The sequence below is a fragment of the Salinivibrio sp. IB282 genome (genome assembly GCF_001995685.1).
GTDB classification, from domain to species: Bacteria; Pseudomonadota; Gammaproteobacteria; order Enterobacterales; family Vibrionaceae; genus Salinivibrio; species Salinivibrio kushneri.
The window spans coordinates 1-18,793 of the sequence record NZ_MUET01000002.1 but is presented as its reverse complement, the minus strand read 5'-3'; the positions used below and the strand labels follow the sequence as shown (position 1 = coordinate 18,793).

19 protein-coding genes, 3 tRNA genes and 1 pseudogene are annotated in these 18,793 nt (G+C 52.0%); 8 read left to right on the top strand and 15 right to left on the bottom strand.

Going from position 1 to position 18,793, the window contains the following annotated elements; translation table 11 throughout:
• Nucleotides 1–57 precede the first annotated feature (57 nt).
• From lnt to miaB, 5 genes are read right to left on the bottom strand one after another with little or no spacing between them, the layout of a single operon-like run.
• Nucleotides 58–1,623 (bottom strand): apolipoprotein N-acyltransferase, encoded by a 1,566-nt coding sequence (gene lnt / locus BZG14_RS00660; RefSeq protein ID WP_077607691.1) that lies wholly within the window; start codon nt 1,621–1,623, stop codon nt 58–60.
• Nucleotides 1,610–2,482, bottom strand: a complete 873-nt coding sequence (gene corC / locus BZG14_RS00655) for a CNNM family magnesium/cobalt transport protein CorC (protein ID WP_069361092.1) — start codon at nt 2,480–2,482, stop codon at nt 1,610–1,612. Before corC ends, lnt begins: the two co-directional genes overlap by 14 nt.
• An 18-nt stretch (nt 2,483–2,500) precedes the next feature.
• Nucleotides 2,501–2,971 (bottom strand): rRNA maturation RNase YbeY, encoded by a 471-nt coding sequence (gene ybeY / locus BZG14_RS00650; protein WP_077456919.1) that lies wholly within the window; start codon nt 2,969–2,971, stop codon nt 2,501–2,503.
• The gene (locus BZG14_RS00645) at nt 2,968–4,053 is read right to left on the bottom strand and encodes a PhoH family protein (RefSeq protein WP_077485401.1); all 1,086 of its coding nucleotides are present in this window, start codon (nt 4,051–4,053) and stop codon (nt 2,968–2,970) included. The genes ybeY and BZG14_RS00645 overlap by 4 nt, the downstream gene beginning before the upstream one ends.
• A 54-nt stretch (nt 4,054–4,107) precedes the next feature.
• Nucleotides 4,108–5,532 carry a tRNA (N6-isopentenyl adenosine(37)-C2)-methylthiotransferase MiaB gene (gene miaB / locus BZG14_RS00640; RefSeq protein WP_046073700.1) on the bottom strand — a complete coding sequence of 475 codons (1,425 nt, stop codon included), beginning with the start codon at nt 5,530–5,532 and terminating at the stop codon, nt 4,108–4,110.
• A gap of 283 nt (nt 5,533–5,815) precedes the next feature.
• Between miaB and BZG14_RS00635 the strand changes: the two genes are divergently transcribed.
• The gene (locus tag BZG14_RS00635) at nt 5,816–6,976 is read left to right on the top strand and encodes a 2-octaprenyl-3-methyl-6-methoxy-1,4-benzoquinol hydroxylase (RefSeq protein WP_077485398.1); all 1,161 of its coding nucleotides are present in this window, start codon (nt 5,816–5,818) and stop codon (nt 6,974–6,976) included.
• Nucleotides 6,977–6,997: 21 nt separating this feature from the next.
• Nucleotides 6,998–7,609, top strand: a complete 612-nt coding sequence (locus BZG14_RS00630) for an HAD family hydrolase (protein ID WP_077485396.1) — start codon at nt 6,998–7,000, stop codon at nt 7,607–7,609.
• Between the two features lie 61 nt (nt 7,610–7,670).
• Here BZG14_RS00630 and BZG14_RS00625 read toward each other — a convergent pair.
• From BZG14_RS00625 to lolB, 8 genes are all read right to left on the bottom strand, one after another.
• Nucleotides 7,671–7,745: transfer RNA gene (locus BZG14_RS00625), tRNA-Gln, on the bottom strand.
• 17 nt (nt 7,746–7,762) lie between these two features.
• Nucleotides 7,763–7,849: transfer RNA gene (locus BZG14_RS00620), tRNA-Leu, on the bottom strand.
• 51 nt (nt 7,850–7,900) lie between these two features.
• Nucleotides 7,901–7,977, bottom strand: a tRNA-Met gene (locus BZG14_RS00615).
• A 270-nt stretch (nt 7,978–8,247) separates the two neighbouring features.
• Nucleotides 8,248–9,339: a redox-regulated ATPase YchF gene (ychF, locus tag BZG14_RS00610; RefSeq protein ID WP_069361086.1), complete on the bottom strand. Its 1,092-nt coding sequence runs from the start codon at nt 9,337–9,339 to the stop codon at nt 8,248–8,250.
• A 24-nt stretch (nt 9,340–9,363) separates the two neighbouring features.
• Nucleotides 9,364–9,954 carry an aminoacyl-tRNA hydrolase gene (gene pth / locus BZG14_RS00605; protein WP_077607690.1) on the bottom strand — a complete coding sequence of 197 codons (591 nt, stop codon included), beginning with the start codon at nt 9,952–9,954 and terminating at the stop codon, nt 9,364–9,366.
• Between the two features lie 193 nt (nt 9,955–10,147).
• On the bottom strand, nt 10,148–11,095 hold the full coding sequence (locus BZG14_RS00600; protein ID WP_046073862.1) for a ribose-phosphate pyrophosphokinase: 948 nt from the start codon (nt 11,093–11,095) through the stop codon (nt 10,148–10,150).
• A 32-nt stretch (nt 11,096–11,127) separates the two neighbouring features.
• Complete coding sequence (gene ispE / locus BZG14_RS00595; RefSeq protein ID WP_077607689.1) at nt 11,128–11,985, bottom strand: 4-(cytidine 5'-diphospho)-2-C-methyl-D-erythritol kinase; 858 nt, start codon at nt 11,983–11,985, stop codon at nt 11,128–11,130.
• Complete coding sequence (gene lolB / locus BZG14_RS00590; protein ID WP_077485390.1) at nt 11,978–12,568, bottom strand: lipoprotein insertase outer membrane protein LolB; 591 nt, start codon at nt 12,566–12,568, stop codon at nt 11,978–11,980. Before lolB ends, ispE begins: the two co-directional genes overlap by 8 nt.
• Nucleotides 12,569–12,866: 298 nt before the next feature.
• On the opposite strand from lolB, the gene hemA reads away from it, so the two are divergent.
• Genes hemA through kdsA form a run of 6 tightly spaced genes read left to right on the top strand, consistent with a single transcriptional unit; the run spans nt 12,867 to nt 18,181 of the window.
• The gene (gene hemA / locus BZG14_RS00585) at nt 12,867–14,126 is read left to right on the top strand and encodes a glutamyl-tRNA reductase (protein ID WP_077607688.1); all 1,260 of its coding nucleotides are present in this window, start codon (nt 12,867–12,869) and stop codon (nt 14,124–14,126) included.
• Nucleotides 14,127–14,137: 11 nt separating this feature from the next.
• Complete coding sequence (prfA, locus tag BZG14_RS00580) at nt 14,138–15,226, top strand: peptide chain release factor 1 (protein WP_069361082.1); 1,089 nt, start codon at nt 14,138–14,140, stop codon at nt 15,224–15,226.
• On the top strand, nt 15,226–16,071 hold the full coding sequence (gene prmC / locus BZG14_RS00575) for a peptide chain release factor N(5)-glutamine methyltransferase (RefSeq protein WP_077607687.1): 846 nt from the start codon (nt 15,226–15,228) through the stop codon (nt 16,069–16,071). Before prfA ends, prmC begins: the two co-directional genes overlap by 1 nt.
• Before the next feature lie 31 nt (nt 16,072–16,102).
• A complete protein-coding gene (locus BZG14_RS00570) occupies nt 16,103–16,486 on the top strand; it encodes a SirB2 family protein (protein WP_069361178.1) in 384 nt (127 codons plus the stop codon).
• A gap of 2 nt (nt 16,487–16,488) precedes the next feature.
• Entirely contained in the window at nt 16,489–17,298 is an 810-nt protein-coding gene (locus tag BZG14_RS00565; protein ID WP_077456901.1) for a SirB1 family protein, read from the top strand.
• 31 nt (nt 17,299–17,329) lie between these two features.
• A complete protein-coding gene (gene kdsA / locus BZG14_RS00560; protein WP_069361079.1) occupies nt 17,330–18,181 on the top strand; it encodes a 3-deoxy-8-phosphooctulonate synthase in 852 nt (283 codons plus the stop codon).
• A gap of 108 nt (nt 18,182–18,289) precedes the next feature.
• On the opposite strand, the gene BZG14_RS00555 is transcribed toward kdsA, so the two are convergent.
• A complete protein-coding gene (locus BZG14_RS00555) occupies nt 18,290–18,556 on the bottom strand; it encodes a hypothetical protein (protein ID WP_241824597.1) in 267 nt (88 codons plus the stop codon).
• Between the two features lie 50 nt (nt 18,557–18,606).
• Nucleotides 18,607–18,793 (bottom strand): annotated as a pseudogene (locus BZG14_RS00550) (hypothetical protein); the annotation flags it as partial.

Genomic DNA, 18,793 nt, shown 5'->3' with positions numbered 1-18,793 from the left:
CGTTAATCTAAATGACCAAAAGCACAATCAGGTTACGTCAGTCTCTTGCTGCCAATGTCAGAGGTTTGTTGAGATTTTACTTGGTTTACGGGTATCGCGACGCCAAACCATTACGCCCAAACAGCCACTGATCATGACCCAAAGCCACAGCGGCGTATTGCCCCATTGGCGGTAAGGCGTGATGCCTTCCGTCCCGGTTATCTGCGTGGTCAGCACCTGGGTTTCAAACTGAGGCAGCGTCGCTTCAAGCTTGCCGTGCTCATCCACCAAGGCCGTGACACCGTTGTTGGTGGCCCGTATCACTGGTAGGCCAAATTCAAGTGCGCGCATTCGAGCAATTTCAAGGTGTTGCCAAGGGCCAATTGAGCGACCAAACCACGCATCATTCGATAGCGTAATAATTGCGTCGCTGTCCGTGTTCAAGTTGTCGCGGATTTGCGCGGGAAAGGCTATTTCATAGCAAAGCGCGGTAATGTAGTCCCAGCCGTTGGCGGGCAGGGCGGGCTGAACCGGCTCACCTGGTGAAAATGATGACATTGGCAGGTTAAACAGCGGCGCGAGCGGGCGTAATAGCCCCTCAAAGGGCACAAACTCGCCAAACGGTAGCAAGTGATGCTTGCTGTATTGGGTGGGGGCCGGGTAGCGATACGCTGGCGTCCCTGCGCCCAGAGCCAGTACATTGTTAAAGTACGCGCCCTGCTCATTTTGGTCGAGCGCGCCAGTGATCACCGTGGTTTGATTATGCTTGGCGGCTTGATCAAGCTGGGAGAAAAAACGGGGCAGTTCGCGCTCTAGAGCGGGAACGGCGGCCTCTGGCCAAATAATGACATCACTGTCCCAATGCTGGCGGGTTAAATCCAAGTACTTCATCAACGTTGGCCAGCGCTGATCGGGGCGCCATTTCAGCGCTTGCGGCACATTGCCTTGAATTAACGAAATTTGCTGTTGTTGGTCGGTTTTTGTGACCCAGTTAATGCTGCCGAGGCCATAGCTGACCGCGACCAGCCCTAACCCCGCGGCGACGGCACCATAACGTGCTTGTCCTTGCCAGTGACCCCAGCGAGGCGTGATGAGTGCGAGCAGGCCAGCCAGTACGACCAAGACGAGTGTGATCCCCTGTACCCCGAGCACAGGAGCAATGCCAGCCAGTGGGCTGTCGATTTGGCTGTAGCCAGGCCATAACCAAGGAAAGCCGGTAAACACCCAGCCTCGAAGCCAATCAATCACCAGCCATAAGGCGGGGGCGAGGATTAACCACTTGATACCGGGCTGACGAATGGGCAGTTTGTTGACCAATGCCCCGAATAATGCTGGGTAGAGGGATAGATAAGCAATCAGCAGTGCCATCAACGACAAGCCGGCGATGGCAGGCATGCCACCAAAATGATCGATGCTGACGTAAACCCAGCTAACGCCGGTGGTAAATTGGCCCAGTCCCCAGCAAAATCCCAACCACGCACTGCGCTTAGGCGAGGCGTTTTGTAGCAGGGTGAATAAGCCCCACAAAGCAACCAGCATCAATGGCCAGTACGAGAAGGGAGAAAAAGCGAGGGTGGCGGAGGCACCAAAAGCGGCAGCCAGTAATGACTGCCCGCTTTGGTATAAACGGTTAGGCGTTTTCACTGTTAACTTCGCTACTGTCTGGGATAGTGACTTGTAGCTGAATGATACGACGACTATCGGCGGCCGTCACTTTAAAGTGATAATCACCAATGTCGACTTCTTCACCGCGATCAGGGAGATGACCAAAGCTGGTCATCACCAGACCACCGATGGTGTCTACCACATCGTCTTGGAATTGAGCACCGAAATGCTCATTAAAGTCTTCCAGGGTCGTCAGGGCTTTGACCGAGAATGTATGACGGCTGAGCTGGCGAATTTCCTGCTCGTCTTCGTCGTCGTACTCGTCTTCGATCTCACCGACGATCTCTTCGAGAATGTCTTCAATGGTTACGACCCCTGACACGCCCCCAAACTCGTCAATGACAATCGCCATGTGATAGCGCTCTTCTTGGAACTCTTTGAGCAAACGATCCACGCGTTTACTCTCAGGTACCACCACCACGGGGCGTAACACTTTTTCGATGTCAAAGTCTTCGGCATCTGGGCGCAGGTAGCGCAACAAATCTTTCGCAAGCAAAATGCCTTCAACATGATCTTTGTCATCACTGATCACAGGATAACGAGAGTGTTGGGCATCAATAATAATATTAATGATCGCTTCCAATGACTGCGATCGTTCAACGATTACCATCTGCGAACGGGGTATCATGATATCTCTCACACGCATGTCAGAGATTTGCATTACACCTTCCAGCATGTCCCGAGTGTCATGATCGATCAGGGCGTTTTGCTCTGAGTCTCGAAACAAGTCCACCAGTTCTTGTCTGTCTTTTGGGTCAGCTTGGAAAAACTGACCCAGCCGCTCGAAGAAGGTCTTCCTACTCGGACCGTCTGAGTTTTGCGAATTATCGTCGTTCATTCAATTTCATTCAGTTGGTTAACGCTCGATGAAGTCGTTAGCATAAGGGTCACTGACCCCCATAGCGGCGAGAAGCTCTCGCTCCAGCGCCTCCATTTGCTCGGCTTCATCATCCTCAATATGGTCGTAACCCAGTAAGTGTAAGCTACCATGGACAACCATATGTGCCCAATGATCCATTAGTGCTTTGCCTTGTTGTTGTGCTTCTTGTTCAACAACTTGGCGACACACGACCAAATCACCGAGTAAATCAATCTCCACCCCAGGAGGGGCATCAAACGGAAAAGATAACACATTTGTGGGTTTATCTTTGCCGCGATAATCGCGATTAAGGCTTTGGCTCTCGCCCTCATCGACGATGCGTATCGTCACTTCTGCTTGGGGCCGAGCGGTGCGCACCGCCTGCTCAAACCAAGCTTGGAGCTGATCGTCACTGGGCAAGCCTTGTTCGCTTTCACAGGCAATTTGCACATCGACATAGTAGCTCATGACGGATCCTGTGAGTCAGTGGTGGCAGGCTGCGCAGCCACTTGCTGGGCTTCACGCGCTTCTCGACGACGTGCCTCGGCTTCTTTTCGCGCTTTGGCGTCTTCCGCTTCCCACTTATCGTAGGCTTGAACAATGCGGGTGACCACATGGTGGCGGACGACATCATCGGCTTGGAAAAAGTGGAAGCTAATTTCGTTCACGTCCGCGAGTACCTCAATCGCATGGCGCAGGCCTGAGCGCGCATTGCGCGGTAAGTCGACCTGAGTCACGTCACCGGTGATCACTGCCCGTGAATTAAAGCCAATCCGCGTCAAGAACATTTTCATCTGCTCGACTGTGGTGTTCTGGCTCTCATCCAAGATAATAAAGGCATCGTTCAAGGTTCGGCCACGCATATAAGCAAGAGGTGCCACCTCGATCACGTTACGATCGATCAATTTCTCGACCCGTTCAAAGCCGAGCATTTCAAATAGCGCATCGTAAAGCGGACGCAAGTAAGGGTCGACCTTTTGGCTCAAGTCACCAGGCAAAAAGCCTAGCTTCTCACCAGCTTCAACCGCAGGACGGGTCAGGAGGATACGACGGATCTCTTGACGCTCAAGCGCATCCACCGCCGCCGCGACAGCAAGGTAGGTTTTCCCCGTCCCCGCAGGGCCGATACCAAAGGTGATGTCATGGTTGACCATGTTGGCGATGTACTGCGCTTGGTTGGGCGTACGCGGTTTAATCACCCCTTTTTTGGTCTTGATGTTGATTTCTTTACCGTAAGGAATGCTCGACTCGGTGTTTTGCTCCAACACGCCCGACTCTTTGATCGCCAAATGAATCGCTTCTGGCTCAATGTCTGGAGAGCTGCCTCGCACCGGGGCGGTGTCAACGTATAAGCGTTTTAAAATATCAACCGCGGCATTGGCTGTATGGGGCTTACCCATCACAGTAAATGCATTATGGCGGTGGCTAATTTCCACCCCCAAGCGGCGCTCAAGCTGTTTGATATTATCGTCAAACGGGCCACATAAGTTGGCAAGACGGGTGTTGTCGGCAGGTTCTAGGTTCAGGTCAAGAGAGATGATTTTAGACAAGATTATCCTCGCTTTCGGCGCCAGTTACCCGGCGCCGTTGAATTGATGAACGCGTTATGGCGTGAAAACACCAACACCAAGCTCGTTTTCATTGCGCGTCTTCGCCATGATTTCGGTTGGCGAGACGGCGACACGCAAGTCCATATCTTTTTCGGTACGAACCAGCTCGCCGCGCAGCGAGTTTGGCATCACTTCAGTTATTTTGACGTCAACAAATTGGCCAATCAAATCGACWGAGCCTTCAAAGTTGACCACTCGGTTGTTCTCGGTACGACCACGCAACTCCATCAGGTTTTTGCGTGATGGGCCTTCAACCAAGATACGTTGTTCGGTATCTAGCATCATGCGCGAGTAGCGCATGGCTTGGCTATTCACTTGTTGTTGCAAGCGGTACAAGCGCTCTTTTTTCACTTGCTCTGGCGTATCGTCAGGCATATCGGCAGCCGGTGTGCCTGGACGAGATGAGTAAACAAAGCTAAAGCTCATATCGAAATCGACATCTTTAATCAATTTCATGGTCGCTTCAAAATCTTGCTCGGTTTCGCCAGGAAAGCCGACGATAAAGTCAGAACTGATAGTGATATCAGGACGCGCCTGACGCAACTTACGGATTTTTGATTTGTACTCAATCGCCGTGTGCGGGCGTTTCATCATGGTCAARATCCGGTCTGAGCCGCTTTGTACCGGCAGGTGCAAGAAGCTTGCAACCTCAGGGGTATCACGATACACCTCAATAATATCATCGGTAAATTCCACCGGATGGCTGGTGGTGTAACGGATACGGTCAATACCGTCAATGGCCGCGACATAACGCAGCAACTCTGCAAACGTGCACACATCACCGTCGTGAGTGTCGCCGCGGTAGGCGTTTACGTTTTGTCCCAACAAGTTAACTTCACGCACACCTTGTTCAGCCAGCTGTGCAATTTCGAACAATACGTCATCCAGCGGGCGGCTGACTTCTTCGCCACGGGTGTAAGGCACCACGCAGAACGTACAGTATTTGGAGCAGCCTTCCATGATCGAGACGAAGGCGGTCGGCCCTTCTGCACGAGGCTCAGGCAGACGATCGAATTTTTCGATCTCTGGGAAGGTAATGTCCATCACTGGCGCATGATCCGAGCGTGACTGCTTGATCATCTCCGGTAGGCGGTGCAAGGTCTGCGGGCCAAAAATTACATCCACATAAGGCGCACGCTCACGAATATGGTCGCCTTCTTGAGTTGCCACACAGCCACCGACACCGATCACCAGCTCTGGGTTTTTGTCTTTGAGGGTTTTCCAACGCCCGAGTTGATGGAATACCTTTTCTTGTGCCTTTTCTCGAATCGAGCAAGTATTGAGAAGGAGAACGTCTGCGTCTTCTGGTTGTTCGGTCAGCTCATAGCCACCGGCAGAATTGAGCAGATCTGCCATTTTGGATGAGTCATACTCATTCATTTGGCAACCCCAGGTTTTGATCAGCAGTTTCTTAGCCATGTAACTTCACGCTCATTGTTAATCTTATGGACGACATTACCCTTTCAAGCTGTATGGTTTTTAATCAGTCAATCAGCTTGGCAAGCCGCGTATTGTACTGCTTTCCAATATCGCTGACCAGATCACAGGTTCGGAGAAATCACGTCGATCCGGCTAAACGTTTGAGCGGACGCGACAAAGGCCCGCTCGGAAAAGCGAATTTGCCCTCACTTTGATCGGATTGATATCGAATTCTCGTTTACCTTCAGTAGAATGCTTGCATCAACGGCACAAAGAGACGGTCATGAATCAATTTGAAGTTATTATAGTCGGCGGTGGCATGGTTGGCGCTGCGGCGGCACTTGGGCTTGCTCGCCAAGGCCGCCAGGTGGCGTTAATTGAGCGCCAGCCGCCAGAGCCTTTTGAACCTTCACAACCGATGGATTTGCGCGTTTCGGCGATTTCTCAGGCATCGGTGAGCTTGCTCAAGGATCTCGGTGCGTGGGCCAGTGTTGAAGCCATGCGTGTTTGCCCGTACCGCCGCCTAGAAACTTGGGAAGCGGAAGACAGCCGTGTGTGTTTCAGTGCTGACCAACTCGACTTGCCACAATTAGGATATATGGTCGAGAACCGCTTGATTCAACTTGGTCTGTGGCAACAGTTTGCTCGTTTTGACAATTTGCACCTCGTCTCACCGGCCTCGATCACGGGTATGACGCAGGCGGGCGAGCTGCATCAAGTCCAATTAGACAGTGGTGATACTCTGAGTGCTCCTTGGCTTATCGGCGCAGACGGTGCCCACTCCAAAGTGAGAGATTACGCGCAAATCGGCCTTACCAGCTGGGATTATCGCCAGCACTGCATGCTCATCCATGTTGAAACGGCCGCCCCCCAACAAGACATTACCTGGCAGCAGTTTTTCCACACTGGGCCACGCTCGCTGTTGCCGCTTTGTGGCCACAACGCCTCGCTAGTGTGGTACGACAGCCCAGCGCGAGTTAAACAGTTGTGCCAGCTCAATGCCGAACAGCTCAAAGCCGAGATAGTGAGCCATTTCCCACCACAAGTGGGCGACGTCACTCCCATCAATTGGGGCGCGTTTCCACTAACACGCCGTCATGCTCAGCAGTACCATCGTAATGGGGTCGTGGTGATTGGTGATGCCGCCCACACCATCAACCCGCTGGCAGGGCAAGGGGTGAACTTAGGCTTTAAAGATGTCGCCGCATTGCTGGATGCCTGTGCCGATGCGGGCGCAGAATGGCAAGCGGAGTCAACGTTAGCGGCATACGAAAAAGCACGCCGCACCGATAACATGATGATGCAAACGGGTATGGATGTGTTTTATACCGCGTTCAGTAACCAAGTGACGCCTTTAAAACTGGCACGTAATGCGGTGTTTAAACTGGCTGAACACAGTGGTCCGGTGAAAAAGCAGGTGTTGAAGTATGCACTAGGGCTTTAGTCTTGGTGACAAGGAGTTGACATGACGGGCTACCAGAACATTATTTTTGATATTGGCAATGTGATCGTGCGTTGGTCACCAGAAGAAATTATCCGCTTAACCTTAGGGGACGCGGCGGATGCCCACGCGCATGCCAATCAAATCTTCCAGAGCGATACCTGGCAAGCGCTGAATCGTGGCACGCTCACCGAGGCGCAAGCCAAGCAGCGTTTTGCCGATGACACGGCGCTAAGCCTCGCGCAGCTTGAAGTGCTGTTTTATTACATCAAACAGACTCAAATTTGTCTTTACGGCAGTGTGGATTTGCTTCGATCGGCCAAAGAGGCCGGATACGGGGTTTATGCGTTAACCGATAATGTGCGCGAAATCGTGGCGTTCTTAAAACAGCGCTACGCGTTTTGGTCGCTGTTTGATGGTGCGATTGTGTCAGCGGAAGTGGGCTGTTTGAAACCCGAACCTGCTATTTATCAACGCTTGTTGGATGATTATCACCTTGACCCAGTTTCATGTGTGTTTTTGGATGACAGGACGGCGAACGTCGAGGGCGCGAAAGCACTCGGCATGGCGGGCATCCCCTTTACCGATGCACAGCAAGGTCGCGCAGAACTGGCCAAGATGGGGGTCGTGGTGTAGTGGATGCGGTAAACATGAACGCTAAACGCAAAAAAGCCCACATGATGTGGGCTTTTTAATATGGCTGGGGTACCAGGATTCGAACCTGGGAATGACGAGATCAAAACCCGTTGCCTTACCGCTTGGCGATACCCCAGTAGGCGTTGCCTAACTTGGTGCGGAGAGAGGGACTTGAACCCTCACGTCCTTTCGGACACTAGCACCTGAAGCTAGCGCGTCTACCAATTCCGCCACCTCCGCAAAAGGTGGGTAACTCGGCAATAAAAAACGCTGCCAAATTACAAAAATAAATGGTGGCTACGACGGGATTCGAACCTGTGACCCCATCATTATGAGTGATGTGCTCTAACCAACTGAGCTACGTAGCCACGCTGTAAGGCGAAAGCCTTAAGACGAAACGGATTATGCGGATAGAGAGCTAGAGCGTCAAGTATGGCTGGCCATTTTTTTATTATTTTCATCTCGTTGGCTGCAATAATCACCAGTTTGTGCTGGTTTTGCCAACAATATGCGCCCAAGACTGACGCTTAGCCTGTGGTTAGCGCGATTCAAATAAAAAAAAGCCAGCCCGCAGGCTGGCTCAAAATCAATAGGGTGGGGTCTCGACAACACACCCATGGGGGCTTAACGCTTGCGCGTTAAACGTTGAAACGGAAGTGAATGACATCGCCGTCTTTAACAATGTACTCTTTGCCTTCCAGACGCCACTTACCGGCATCTTTGGCACCGCTTTCGCCATTGTTAGCAATGTAATCATCATAGCCAACCACTTCGGCGCGGATAAAGCCTTTTTCAAAGTCGGTGTGGATTTTACCTGCCGCTTGTGGCGCGGTAGAGCCGATCGGCACCGTCCAAGCACGCACTTCTTTCACCCCTGCGGTGAAATAGGTATGCAAGGTTAGCAGCTCGTAACCGGCGCGAATGACGCGGTTTAGGCCCGGCTCTTCTAGACCCATTTCATCTAAGAACGCGGCCGCTTCTTCGGCGTCCAGTTCGGCAATTTCGCCTTCAATTTCGGCGCACACAGCCACCACGGTCGCGCCTTCTTTAGCGGCGATGTCGCGCACTTGATCCAAGTACGGGTTATTTTCAAAGCCATCGTCGTTGACGTTGGCAATGTACATGGTGGGCTTGAGCGTCAAGAAGTTGAGGTATTGCACCGCCGCTTCTTCTTCTTTGCTCAACTCGACCGAGCGCAACATGTTGCCTTCTTCTAGTACAGGCAGCAGTTTTTCCAATACCGTCAGCTCAAACTTGGCGTCTTTGTCGCCGCCTTTGGCTTTTTTAGCGTTGCGCTGCATCGCGCGCTCACAGCTTTCCAAATCGGCGAGCGCCAGTTCGGTGTTAATCACGGCAATGTCATCAGCAGGATCGACTTTGCCCGACACATGGACAATATTGTCATTCTCAAAACAGCGCACCACATGGCCAATGGCGTCGGTTTCACGGATGTTGGCCAGGAATTTGTTACCCAGGCCTTCACCGCGTGATGCACCCGCGACCAAACCGGCGATATCGACAAACTCCATGGTGGTCGGTAGCACTTTTTGTGGGTTCACAATCTTGGCTAACGCATCCAAGCGTAAGTCAGGCACAGGCACCACGCCCGTGTTTGGCTCGATGGTACAAAATGGAAAGTTAGCGGCGTCAATGCCCGCTTTGGTCAGTGCGTTAAATAGTGTGGATTTACCTACGTTTGGTAGGCCCACGATGCCACATTTAAAACCCATGAGATGGTAACCCTTTAATCAAAATTACTGTGCTTTGAAGGTATGTAAACGATTTTGCGCTTTAGCAAGATCGTCTTTGAGCAGTATTTCAAGGCTGCGAACCGCCTCATCAGTGGCCTGTTCTAACAGACTCTGCTCATTGGCGGGGGCTTTGGTAAGCACATATCCCGCCACCTTATCCTTGTGACCCGGATGGCCAACACCAATCCGAAGTCGATAAAATGATTTATCATTTGCCAGTTTGCTGATGATGTCACGCAGGCCATTATGGCCACCGTGCCCACCATCTTGTTTAAACTTGGCCACACCGGGTGGTAAGTCTAGTTCGTCATGCGCCACCATGATGGCGTCGACGGGAATATTGTAAAAGTTCGCCAGTGCTTGCACGGCCTTCCCGGACAAATTCATATACGTGGTTGGGATCAACAAACGCAGATCTTGCCCGTGGACATTGATACGGCCCGTCAAACCAAAGAATTTTTTTTCTTCTTTTAACGGTGCATTGTGGATCCGCGCAAGCTCTTGCACGACCCAAGCGCCCGCGTTGTGGCGTGTTTGGGCATATTCTGGCCCTGGATTGGCCAATCCAACTAGTAAGCGGATCTGATTACTCACGACGTTTCTCGCTATCTGTCTACTCATCGTAGCCGGTGAGCATCGCGCCCACGCAAAAAGGCGACATATCCTACCATTGTTGTGACTAAAGGGTCGAGCCAGCACCGGTAAATGGCCGATAAAAAAACACCCTGCACAAAGGCAGGGCGCTTAGGCGCGGTTGCTGTGGCTAACTCAATGCCTGGTGGCTAACTTACGAGTTAAACATCGCAGAGATAGACTCTTCGTTGCTGATGCGGCGAATCGCTTCGGCCAGCATGCCAGAGAGCGTTAATTGCGATACGCGGCCAGTGGCCTGGATCTCGGCGCTCAGTGGGGTAGAGTCCGTCACCACGATTTCATCAATCACAGACTCAGCGATATTCTTCGGAGCATCGCCAGAGAAAACGGGGTGAGTCGCGTAAGCGAAGACGCGCTTAGCGCCGCGGTTTTTCAACGCTTCGGCCGCTTTACACAGGGTGCCACCGGTATCAATCATGTCATCAACGATGATGCAGTCACGCCCTTCAACATCGCCAATCAAGTGCATAACCTGTGAGACGTTGGCACGTGGACGGCGCTTATCGATAATCGCGATGTCAGTGTCATCCAGCAGCTTCGCAGTGGCACGCGCGCGGACCACGCCGCCAATGTCAGGAGACACAACCACAGGGTCTTCCAGGTTCTTCGCCAGCATGTCTTCAAGCAGAACAGGGGTACCAAAGATGTTATCGACCGGCACGTCGAAGAAGCCTTGGATTTGTTCAGCGTGGAGATCAACGGTCAGGACGCGGTCAACACCCACGTTAGAAAGGAAATCTGCAATGACTTTTGCGGTGATAGGAACACGAGAGGAGCGGACGCGGCGATCTTGACGAGCATAACCAAAGTAGGGGATAACAGCGGTTATGCGGCCAGCCGATGCACGTCGAAACGCGTCTATCATGACGACCAGTTCCATTAAGTTGTCATTGGTCGGGGCGCAGGTGGACTGGAGGACGAACACGTCACTACCGCGCACATTCTCGTTAATCTGAACGCACACTTCACCGTCAGAAAAACGGCCTACAGTGGCGTCACCCAGTGACATGTAAAGACGGTTTGCGATACGTTGGGCGAGAACGGGTGTCGCGTTACCAGCGAACAGCTTCATATCAGGCACGGTGGAAACCTCGGGTTGCATCCATTTAGTAGTCACTGACCGACGGTTTGTTGCTGCAGCGCATCAAGTAGGGGTGAACGATTCAACCCACGTGCAACAAACCCTGTCAGCCAGTTAGGCATAGTGTCGAGTGTGGCCTGGGCATCTTGTGCAGTGTCAAACTCGGCAAACACGCACGCGCCTGTCCCAGTCATCCTAGACGGCGCGTATTCTAGCAGCCACGAAACAGCCTTATCAACCTCGGGGAATTGTTTACGGGCTATCTTTTCGCAATCGTTTTCGTATTTTTGTGCCATAAGCGCAGAAACTGTGCGCTTTGGCGTGTTTCGTTGCAACTGAGGGTGAGTGAAAATGGCTGCGGTGGAAATAGACACGTCAGGCTTCACCACCAAGTAGTATTTCTCGCGTGGCGCAACGGGCGTAAAGACTTCTCCAATGCCTTCTGCGACTGCCGCCTGCCCATAAATGAAAATCGGCACATCGGCACCTAGCGTCAGGCCGAGTTGCGCCAGCGTTTGTTGGCTTACTTGGGTTTGCCACAGATGATTGAGTGCGACCAGCGTGGTGGCCGCATCGGATGACCCACCGCCCAGACCGCCGCCCATAGGAAGGCGCTTTTCCACATCGATGTGCGCGCCTTGTTGGCATCCTGTATGCTGCTGCAACGCTTTCGCGGCTTTGACAATCAAGTTGTCATTTTCACTCACCCCCTCTATCACGGGGCTGAGGCTGATCTTACCACTCGCGTTCGGCGTAATAGCCAATGTGTCGCCATGGTCGAGAAACTGAAACAGGGTTTGCAGCTCATGATAGCCATTGTCGCGACGGCCGGTGATGTAGAGAAATAAGTTTAGTTTGGCAGGCGCGGGCCAAAAGGTGGGTTCAGTCATTATCGAGCGTCCAATCAGAAATCAACAATTTAACGGTTTGCTGGTCTCGGGTCAGGGTAATACGTGTGGGGAGCGCAGGCTGCGTGTCAGCGCTGTAGTCTTGATAGTCAATGTCCCAGCCTTGCGCCCCGTTGAGGGTCGCAACACGGTTATCTGGCCCCAGCGAAAAGCTATCTTGTGCGCGTGGTAGTCCAATGAGCCAAGGGGCAAGCGCGTCGATAGGCAAGTGTGCACCAGTCAAATAGGCGACCAAACGGGCCGGGTCGGTATCTTGATAACGCTCACCTTGGTCATCAATTAAGACCGCACCTTGTTCATTCATGGTTAACGACAGCAAGGTGGTGCCGAGAAAGTTGGTGAGCCGCAGTTGAGATTGGGCGGGCGAATACCGCCAGTACAAATTGGCAGAAAAACGCGTGCTCGGGGCAATAAACGCGACTTTACCCCGTGCGGTGTAGCTATCCACCGATACCAAGGCGTCGCGATGACTCTGCCACTCAGTCGTTGGGGCTGGGGCAGTGGCACACCCCGCAAGTAGCGTTAAAAACAGTGCCAAGACGCTCACGCGTATAGAGGAGAACATTAAACCGAGTATCCTTTTTGTTTTCGTCAACCGACCGCTTGTTGTCGTTCGCCGACTCCAATCGCTGTGTAACGCTACTTTGCCACAAGCGCCGGACGGAGAGAAGCCAGTCAAGCGCTTGGTTGTGTGGAGGAAATAAAGGCATGTTAGCTGTTGTATACCTTTACATCGATTTCGCGAGGCTTCACATTTCCGTGCCACGAAAATGCTGCGATACAATGTTCGCTTTAATTCGCGGGGGGCATCAAGTAAAATCCTCCGCTCCAATCCTTACTGGTGCTGTCGGTAACAACGCTTCATGAGCCTGTTAGTTCTCGGAATTAATCACAAAACGGCCCCCGTCGAGCTGCGGGAAAAGGTCGCCTTTTCGCCGCAACAACTTGAGCAGGCGTTAGGGCAGCTTTCCGAGCATCCACAGGTGCGCAGTTGCGTGATCGTTTCAACCTGCAACCGCACTGAGATTTATGCGGAGCTAAATCAGCCGGGTGTTGGGGTATTGGTGGAATGGCTAACGCGTTTTCATCAGCTCAGTAGCGATAGCCTGATGGCCAGCATTTATTACCATGAAGAGCAATCTGCGGTGAAGCACCTGATGCGGGTCGCGTGCGGGTTAGACTCCTTGGTGTTAGGCGAGCCGCAAATACTGGGGCAGGTCAAGCAAGCGTACGCCAGTGCCGGTGACGCGGGAATGATTTCTGGCTCATTGGAGAAATTGTTTCATAAAACCTTTGCGGTGGCGAAGCGGATCCGCACCGAGACCGAGATTGGCGGTAATGCGGTATCAGTGGCTTTTGCCGCCTGCACATTGGCGCGCCAAATTTTTGAGTCGTTATCGGACGTGACCACGCTGTTAGTGGGCGCCGGTGAGACCATTGAGCTGGTGGCCAGGCATTTAAGCGAGCATCAATGCAGTCAGATTATATTTGCTAACCGCACACAATCACGCGCGCAGGCACTTGCCGAACAATTTGGCGCCAAGGTGTCGGGGCTTGAGGCGCTCCCAGAGCAACTCTGCCAGGCCGACATCGTGATTAGCTCGACGGCCGCGCCCATGCCATTGATTGAAAAGGCGATGGTCGAAAAAGCCTTGAAAAAGCGGCGGCACCAACCCATGTTGCTGATTGATATTGCTGTCCCGCGTGACATTGATGAAAACGTGGGCAGTCTCGCGGATGCGTACCTATACAGCGTGGATGACTTACAGTCGATTGTGGAGCACAACCGCGAGCAGCGAAAGTTAGCGGCGATTCAAGCCGAAGCGATTGTGACCGAAGAAAGTGCTGATTTTATGCGCTGGTTGCGCTCACGCGAAGCGGTAGACAGTATCAAACAGTACCGCACACAGTCTGAACACATTAAACAGGCGGAATTGGAGCAAAGCATTCAGGCTCTAGCCAATGGCGCTGACGCAGAAAGCGTATTACGCCAGCTGAGTAACCGTCTGACCAATAAACTGATCCACCCCCCCACGCAGGCGATGCAGCAAGCTGCACAAAATGGTGAGCCGGATAAACTGGCGGTGATGCGTGTTTGTCTGGGGCTGGACAGTGACAACTAACGAAGAGATATATGAAAGCATCAATATTAGCCAAGCTAGAGTCGCTATCTGAGCGCTACGAAGAAGTTCAGCACCTGCTCGGCACCCCAGATATCATTAATGATCAGAACAAATTCCGCGCGTTGTCGAAAGAGTATTCGCAGCTGGAAGAGGTGATCAAGTGCTTTACTGAGTTCAAGCAAGCGCAAGAAGACTTGGCGGCTGCCCAAGAGATGGCCAACGAAGATGACGCAGAGATGCGTGAAATGGCGCAAGAGGAAGTCGCGCAGGCTGAACAAACCATTGAATCACTGACCGATCAGCTCCAGATTTTGCTATTGCCGAAAGATCCGAACGATGACCGCAATTGCTTCCTGGAAATTCGCGCCGGTGCCGGTGGGGATGAAGCCGGGATTTTTGCCGGGGATTTATTCCGCATGTATAGCCGTTATGCTGAGCAGCGCGGCTGGAAGTTAGAAATTATTAGTGCCAGTGAAGGGGAGCACGGCGGCTTTAAAGAAGTGATTGCCCGTGTTGCCGGAGAAGGTGCGTATGGTGTGCTCAAGTTTGAATCTGGCGGCCATCGCGTGCAGCGCGTGCCCGCAACAGAATCACAAGGGCGCGTGCATACCTCGGCCTGTACTGTGGCGATCTTGCCAGAAATCCCAGAAGCGGAAGCGCCAGAGATTAACCCAGCCGATCTGAAAGTTGATACCTTCCGTGCATCCGGTGCCGGTGGTCAGCACGTCAACACCACAGATTCTGCCATTCGTATTACTCACTTGCCGACTGGCACTGTGGTGGAATGTCAGGATGAGCGCTCACAACACAAAAACCGCGCCAAAGCGATGTCGGTACTGGCAGCACGCTTGATTAAAGCGGAAGAAGAAAAGCGCGCCGCAGAAGAAGCGTCAACGCGCCGTAACCTGTTAGGCTCGGGTGATCGCTCAGACCGTATTCGCACCTACAATTATCCGCAAGGGCGGGTATCGGATCACCGCATCAACCTGACCTTGTATCGTCTCGACGATGTCATGCAAGGTGATCTGGATAGCTTGGTGGATCCTGTGATTCAAGAGCACCAAGCCGACCAACTTGCCGCCTTGTCTGAGCAGCAATAATGACAGCGACGATCAGCGCATTACTGGCCGATAGCACCACAGAGCTGACCGCTTTATCGGGCGGCGCTGCAGGCGTCGACGTTAGGGCGTTGCTCTGCCATGTGTTAGGACAACCAAGCAGTTATCTTTACACTTGGCCAGAGCGCAAACTCACCGCCGCACAATTGGCACAATTTCGTCAGTTGTTTGCTCGTCGTCTACAAGGCGAGCCCGTGGCGTATATTTTGGGTTACCGCGATTTTTGGACGCTACGACTCAATGTGTCACCGACCACTTTAATCCCGCGCCCTGAAACCGAGCTGCTGGTGGAACAAGCGCTGGCCGTGTTGCCTGCCACGCCTTGCCGTGTGCTGGATTTAGGCACCGGAACGGGGGCTGTGGCTTTAGCCATTGCCAGCGAGCGGCCTGATGTCACCGTTGTGGGCGTTGATCTGATGCCTGAAGCGGTTGCCTTGGCAAGCCGAAATGCGCACGACAACCACCTCTCAAACGCCCACTTTATTCAAAGCGACTGGTTCAGCGCACTCAGTGATATGAATCGGTTTGAGGTGATTGTGAGTAACCCACCGTATATTGACGGCGATGATCCACACCTTCAGCAAGGCGATGTCCGCTTTGAACCCGCCAGTGCTTTGGTCGCTGATGAAAGTGGCTTAGCCGCGATTCGTCACATCGGCCAAACCGCGGCCAAGTATCTGGTCGACGGGGGCTGGTTGATGGTCGAGCATGGTTATAACCAAGGCGAAGCGGTCCGGGCGGCATGGAAAGACGCCGGCTGGCCCGATGCCAAAACCCAACAAGATTACGCTGGGCTCGATAGAATCACCTTGGCACAGCGACTTTAACTGACACTGATAGGAAGCAGGAATCGTTATGATCTACATGGCCCTTAAGCACACCCACTTACTTACCGTGGTGTTAAGCCTTTCGTTATTCGTTATTCGATTTGTCTGGGTGATGCGTGGCAGTGAGATGATGAATAAAAAATGGGTCAAGGTCACCCCGCATGTGGTCGATACCCTATTACTAAGCACCGGTGTGGCGCTGATTTTTGTGACCGGGTTTATTCCCTTCACCGAATCCGGCGCGTGGCTGACAGAAAAGCTGACCTGTGTCTTAGCTTACATTGCCTTGGGCTTTGTCGCCTTGCACTACAGCCGAGGCAAACTGTTCCGCACTGTGGCCTTTCTAGGCGCATTGGGGTGGGCCTATGCCGCGGCGAACCTTGCACTACTCAAAGTTCCTCACGTAATGGGATAAACATGATGCCATTAACCGATCAACAATTAGACACGCTCACACTGGCAGAAGGGGCGGCGACTCTGAACCATGCCATCGACTCGTCAGTCGATGTGCATCAGATTAAAGCGTCGCTGGATCGCCTTGCCGACGAAGCCGAGCACCAGCTTGGTGCCGAGCCCGATATGGCATTACGACTGGATGGCCTGTGTCGTCTTTTTTATCACCAGTGGCAATTTAAAGGCGACATCGAGCAGTACTTTTCATCGGATAATGTCTTTATTAATAAGGTGTTAGAGCGTAAAACTGGGATCCCAGCTTCATTGGGCGCTGTCTTCTTATACCTGTGCGAGCGCTTGTCGCTGCCGGTTAAGCCAATGGCGTTCCCCAGCCAGCTGGTGCTGCGTATTGATGAGTTAGAGGACGCCCCCGTTTTCATCAACCCGTTTAACGGCGAACGGGTTAACGAGCGCATTTTGCGTGGCTGGCTCAAAGGAAGCCAAGGCCCACTTGCCGAGCTTGAAGCGTCGCACTTGCAGCCAAGTGACAACCCCACCATTATCGGTCGTTGGCTTACTGTGGCGAAAAGTGCGCTATTACGGGAAGAAAAATACGCCATGGCGCTGCGTTGTAGTGAACTGGCGCTAACCTTTAGCCCTGATGATCCTTACGAGATTCGCGACCGCGGCTATATTTTCCAACAACTGGATTGCGATCGTGTGGCGGCGACTGATTACGAGTATTTTATTGAGCAATGCCCGGATGACCCGGCAGCAGAGCTGCTAAAAATGCAAGTAAAAGCGCTTAACGAAGAGCAACCGACGTTACATTGATGCGTGATCACGCATGACTAAGGATACCTGTATGACGCAAAAAACCGTCCACATTGGTGACACTCCTGTTGCCAACGATCGCCCGTTTACCTTGTTTGCTGGCATGAACGTGCTGGAATCACGCGATTTGGCCATGCAAATTTGTGAGCATTACGTCAAGGTGACCGACAAGCTTGGCATTCCCTATGTTTTCAAAGCTTCATTCGACAAAGCGAACCGCTCATCAGTGCATTCTTACCGTGGCCCGGGCATGGAAGAGGGGCTCAAAATCTTTGAAGAGCTAAAAAGCACCTTCGGCGTCAAAGTGATTACTGACATCCACGAGCAATATCAAGCGGCACCGGTGGCGGAAGTGGCGGATGTGATTCAATTGCCTGCCTTCTTAGCGCGCCAAACCGATTTGGTTGAAGCCATGGCAAAAACCGATGCGGTTATTAACGTTAAAAAACCTCAGTTTATGAGCCCTGGACAAGTGGGTAACATCGTCGACAAATTTGCCGAGTGTGGCAACGAGAAAGTGATCTTGTGTGAACGTGGTAGCTGCCATGGCTATGATAACTTGGTGGTGGATATGCTCGGCTTTGATGTGATGAAAAAGGCCTCAAACGGCAGCCCGATTATTTTTGATGTCACCCACGCGTTGCAATGCCGTGATCCACAAGGTGCCGCCTCTGGTGGACGTCGTCAGCAAACGGTTGATTTGGCCCGTGCAGGTTTAGGCACCAAAATTGCCGGTTTGTTTATCGAAGCGCACCCAGACCCAGACAATGCCCGTTGTGACGGGCCGTCAGCGCTACCACTGGACAAGCTTGAGCCTTTCCTGGCACAAATGAAAGCGCTGGATGATGTGATTAAAAACTTTGAAGAGATTGATATCCGCTAATTAGCGGTCGATCGATACCGATAAGAAAGCTGCCGAAATGGCAGCTTTTTTTGATCATTAGTAAACATGGTTTTGCAAAAGTAGGTAACGCTTAGTCAGAGAGTACTGTTAAAACCAGCCTTTGTGGGCATTTACATAGGTCGCTTCAAACTCTTTATCTGTTTTGATCAGGTAAATGATGAATTCAACAAAAGCAATAATCCCGATAATTATGCTAGGGATACCCAGCAAGATAAAACCAAACAGGAAGGCTAACAACATGATTAGGCCTTCTTTGGTATAGCCAAGATAGAATTGAAGAGATTGATATCCGCTAATTAGCGGTCGATCGATACCGATAAGAAAGCTGCCGAAATGGCAGCTTTTTTTGATCATTAGTAAACATGGTTTTGCAAAAGTAGGTAACGCTTAGTCAGAGAGTACTGTTAAAACCAGCCTTTGTGGGCATTTACATAGGTCGCTTCAAACTCTTTATCTGTTTTGATCAGGTAAATGATGAATTCAACAAAAGCAATAATCCCGATAATTATGCTAGGGATACCCAGCAAGATAAAACCAAACAGGAAGGCTAACAACATGATTAGGCCTTCTTTGGTATAGCCAAGATAGAAT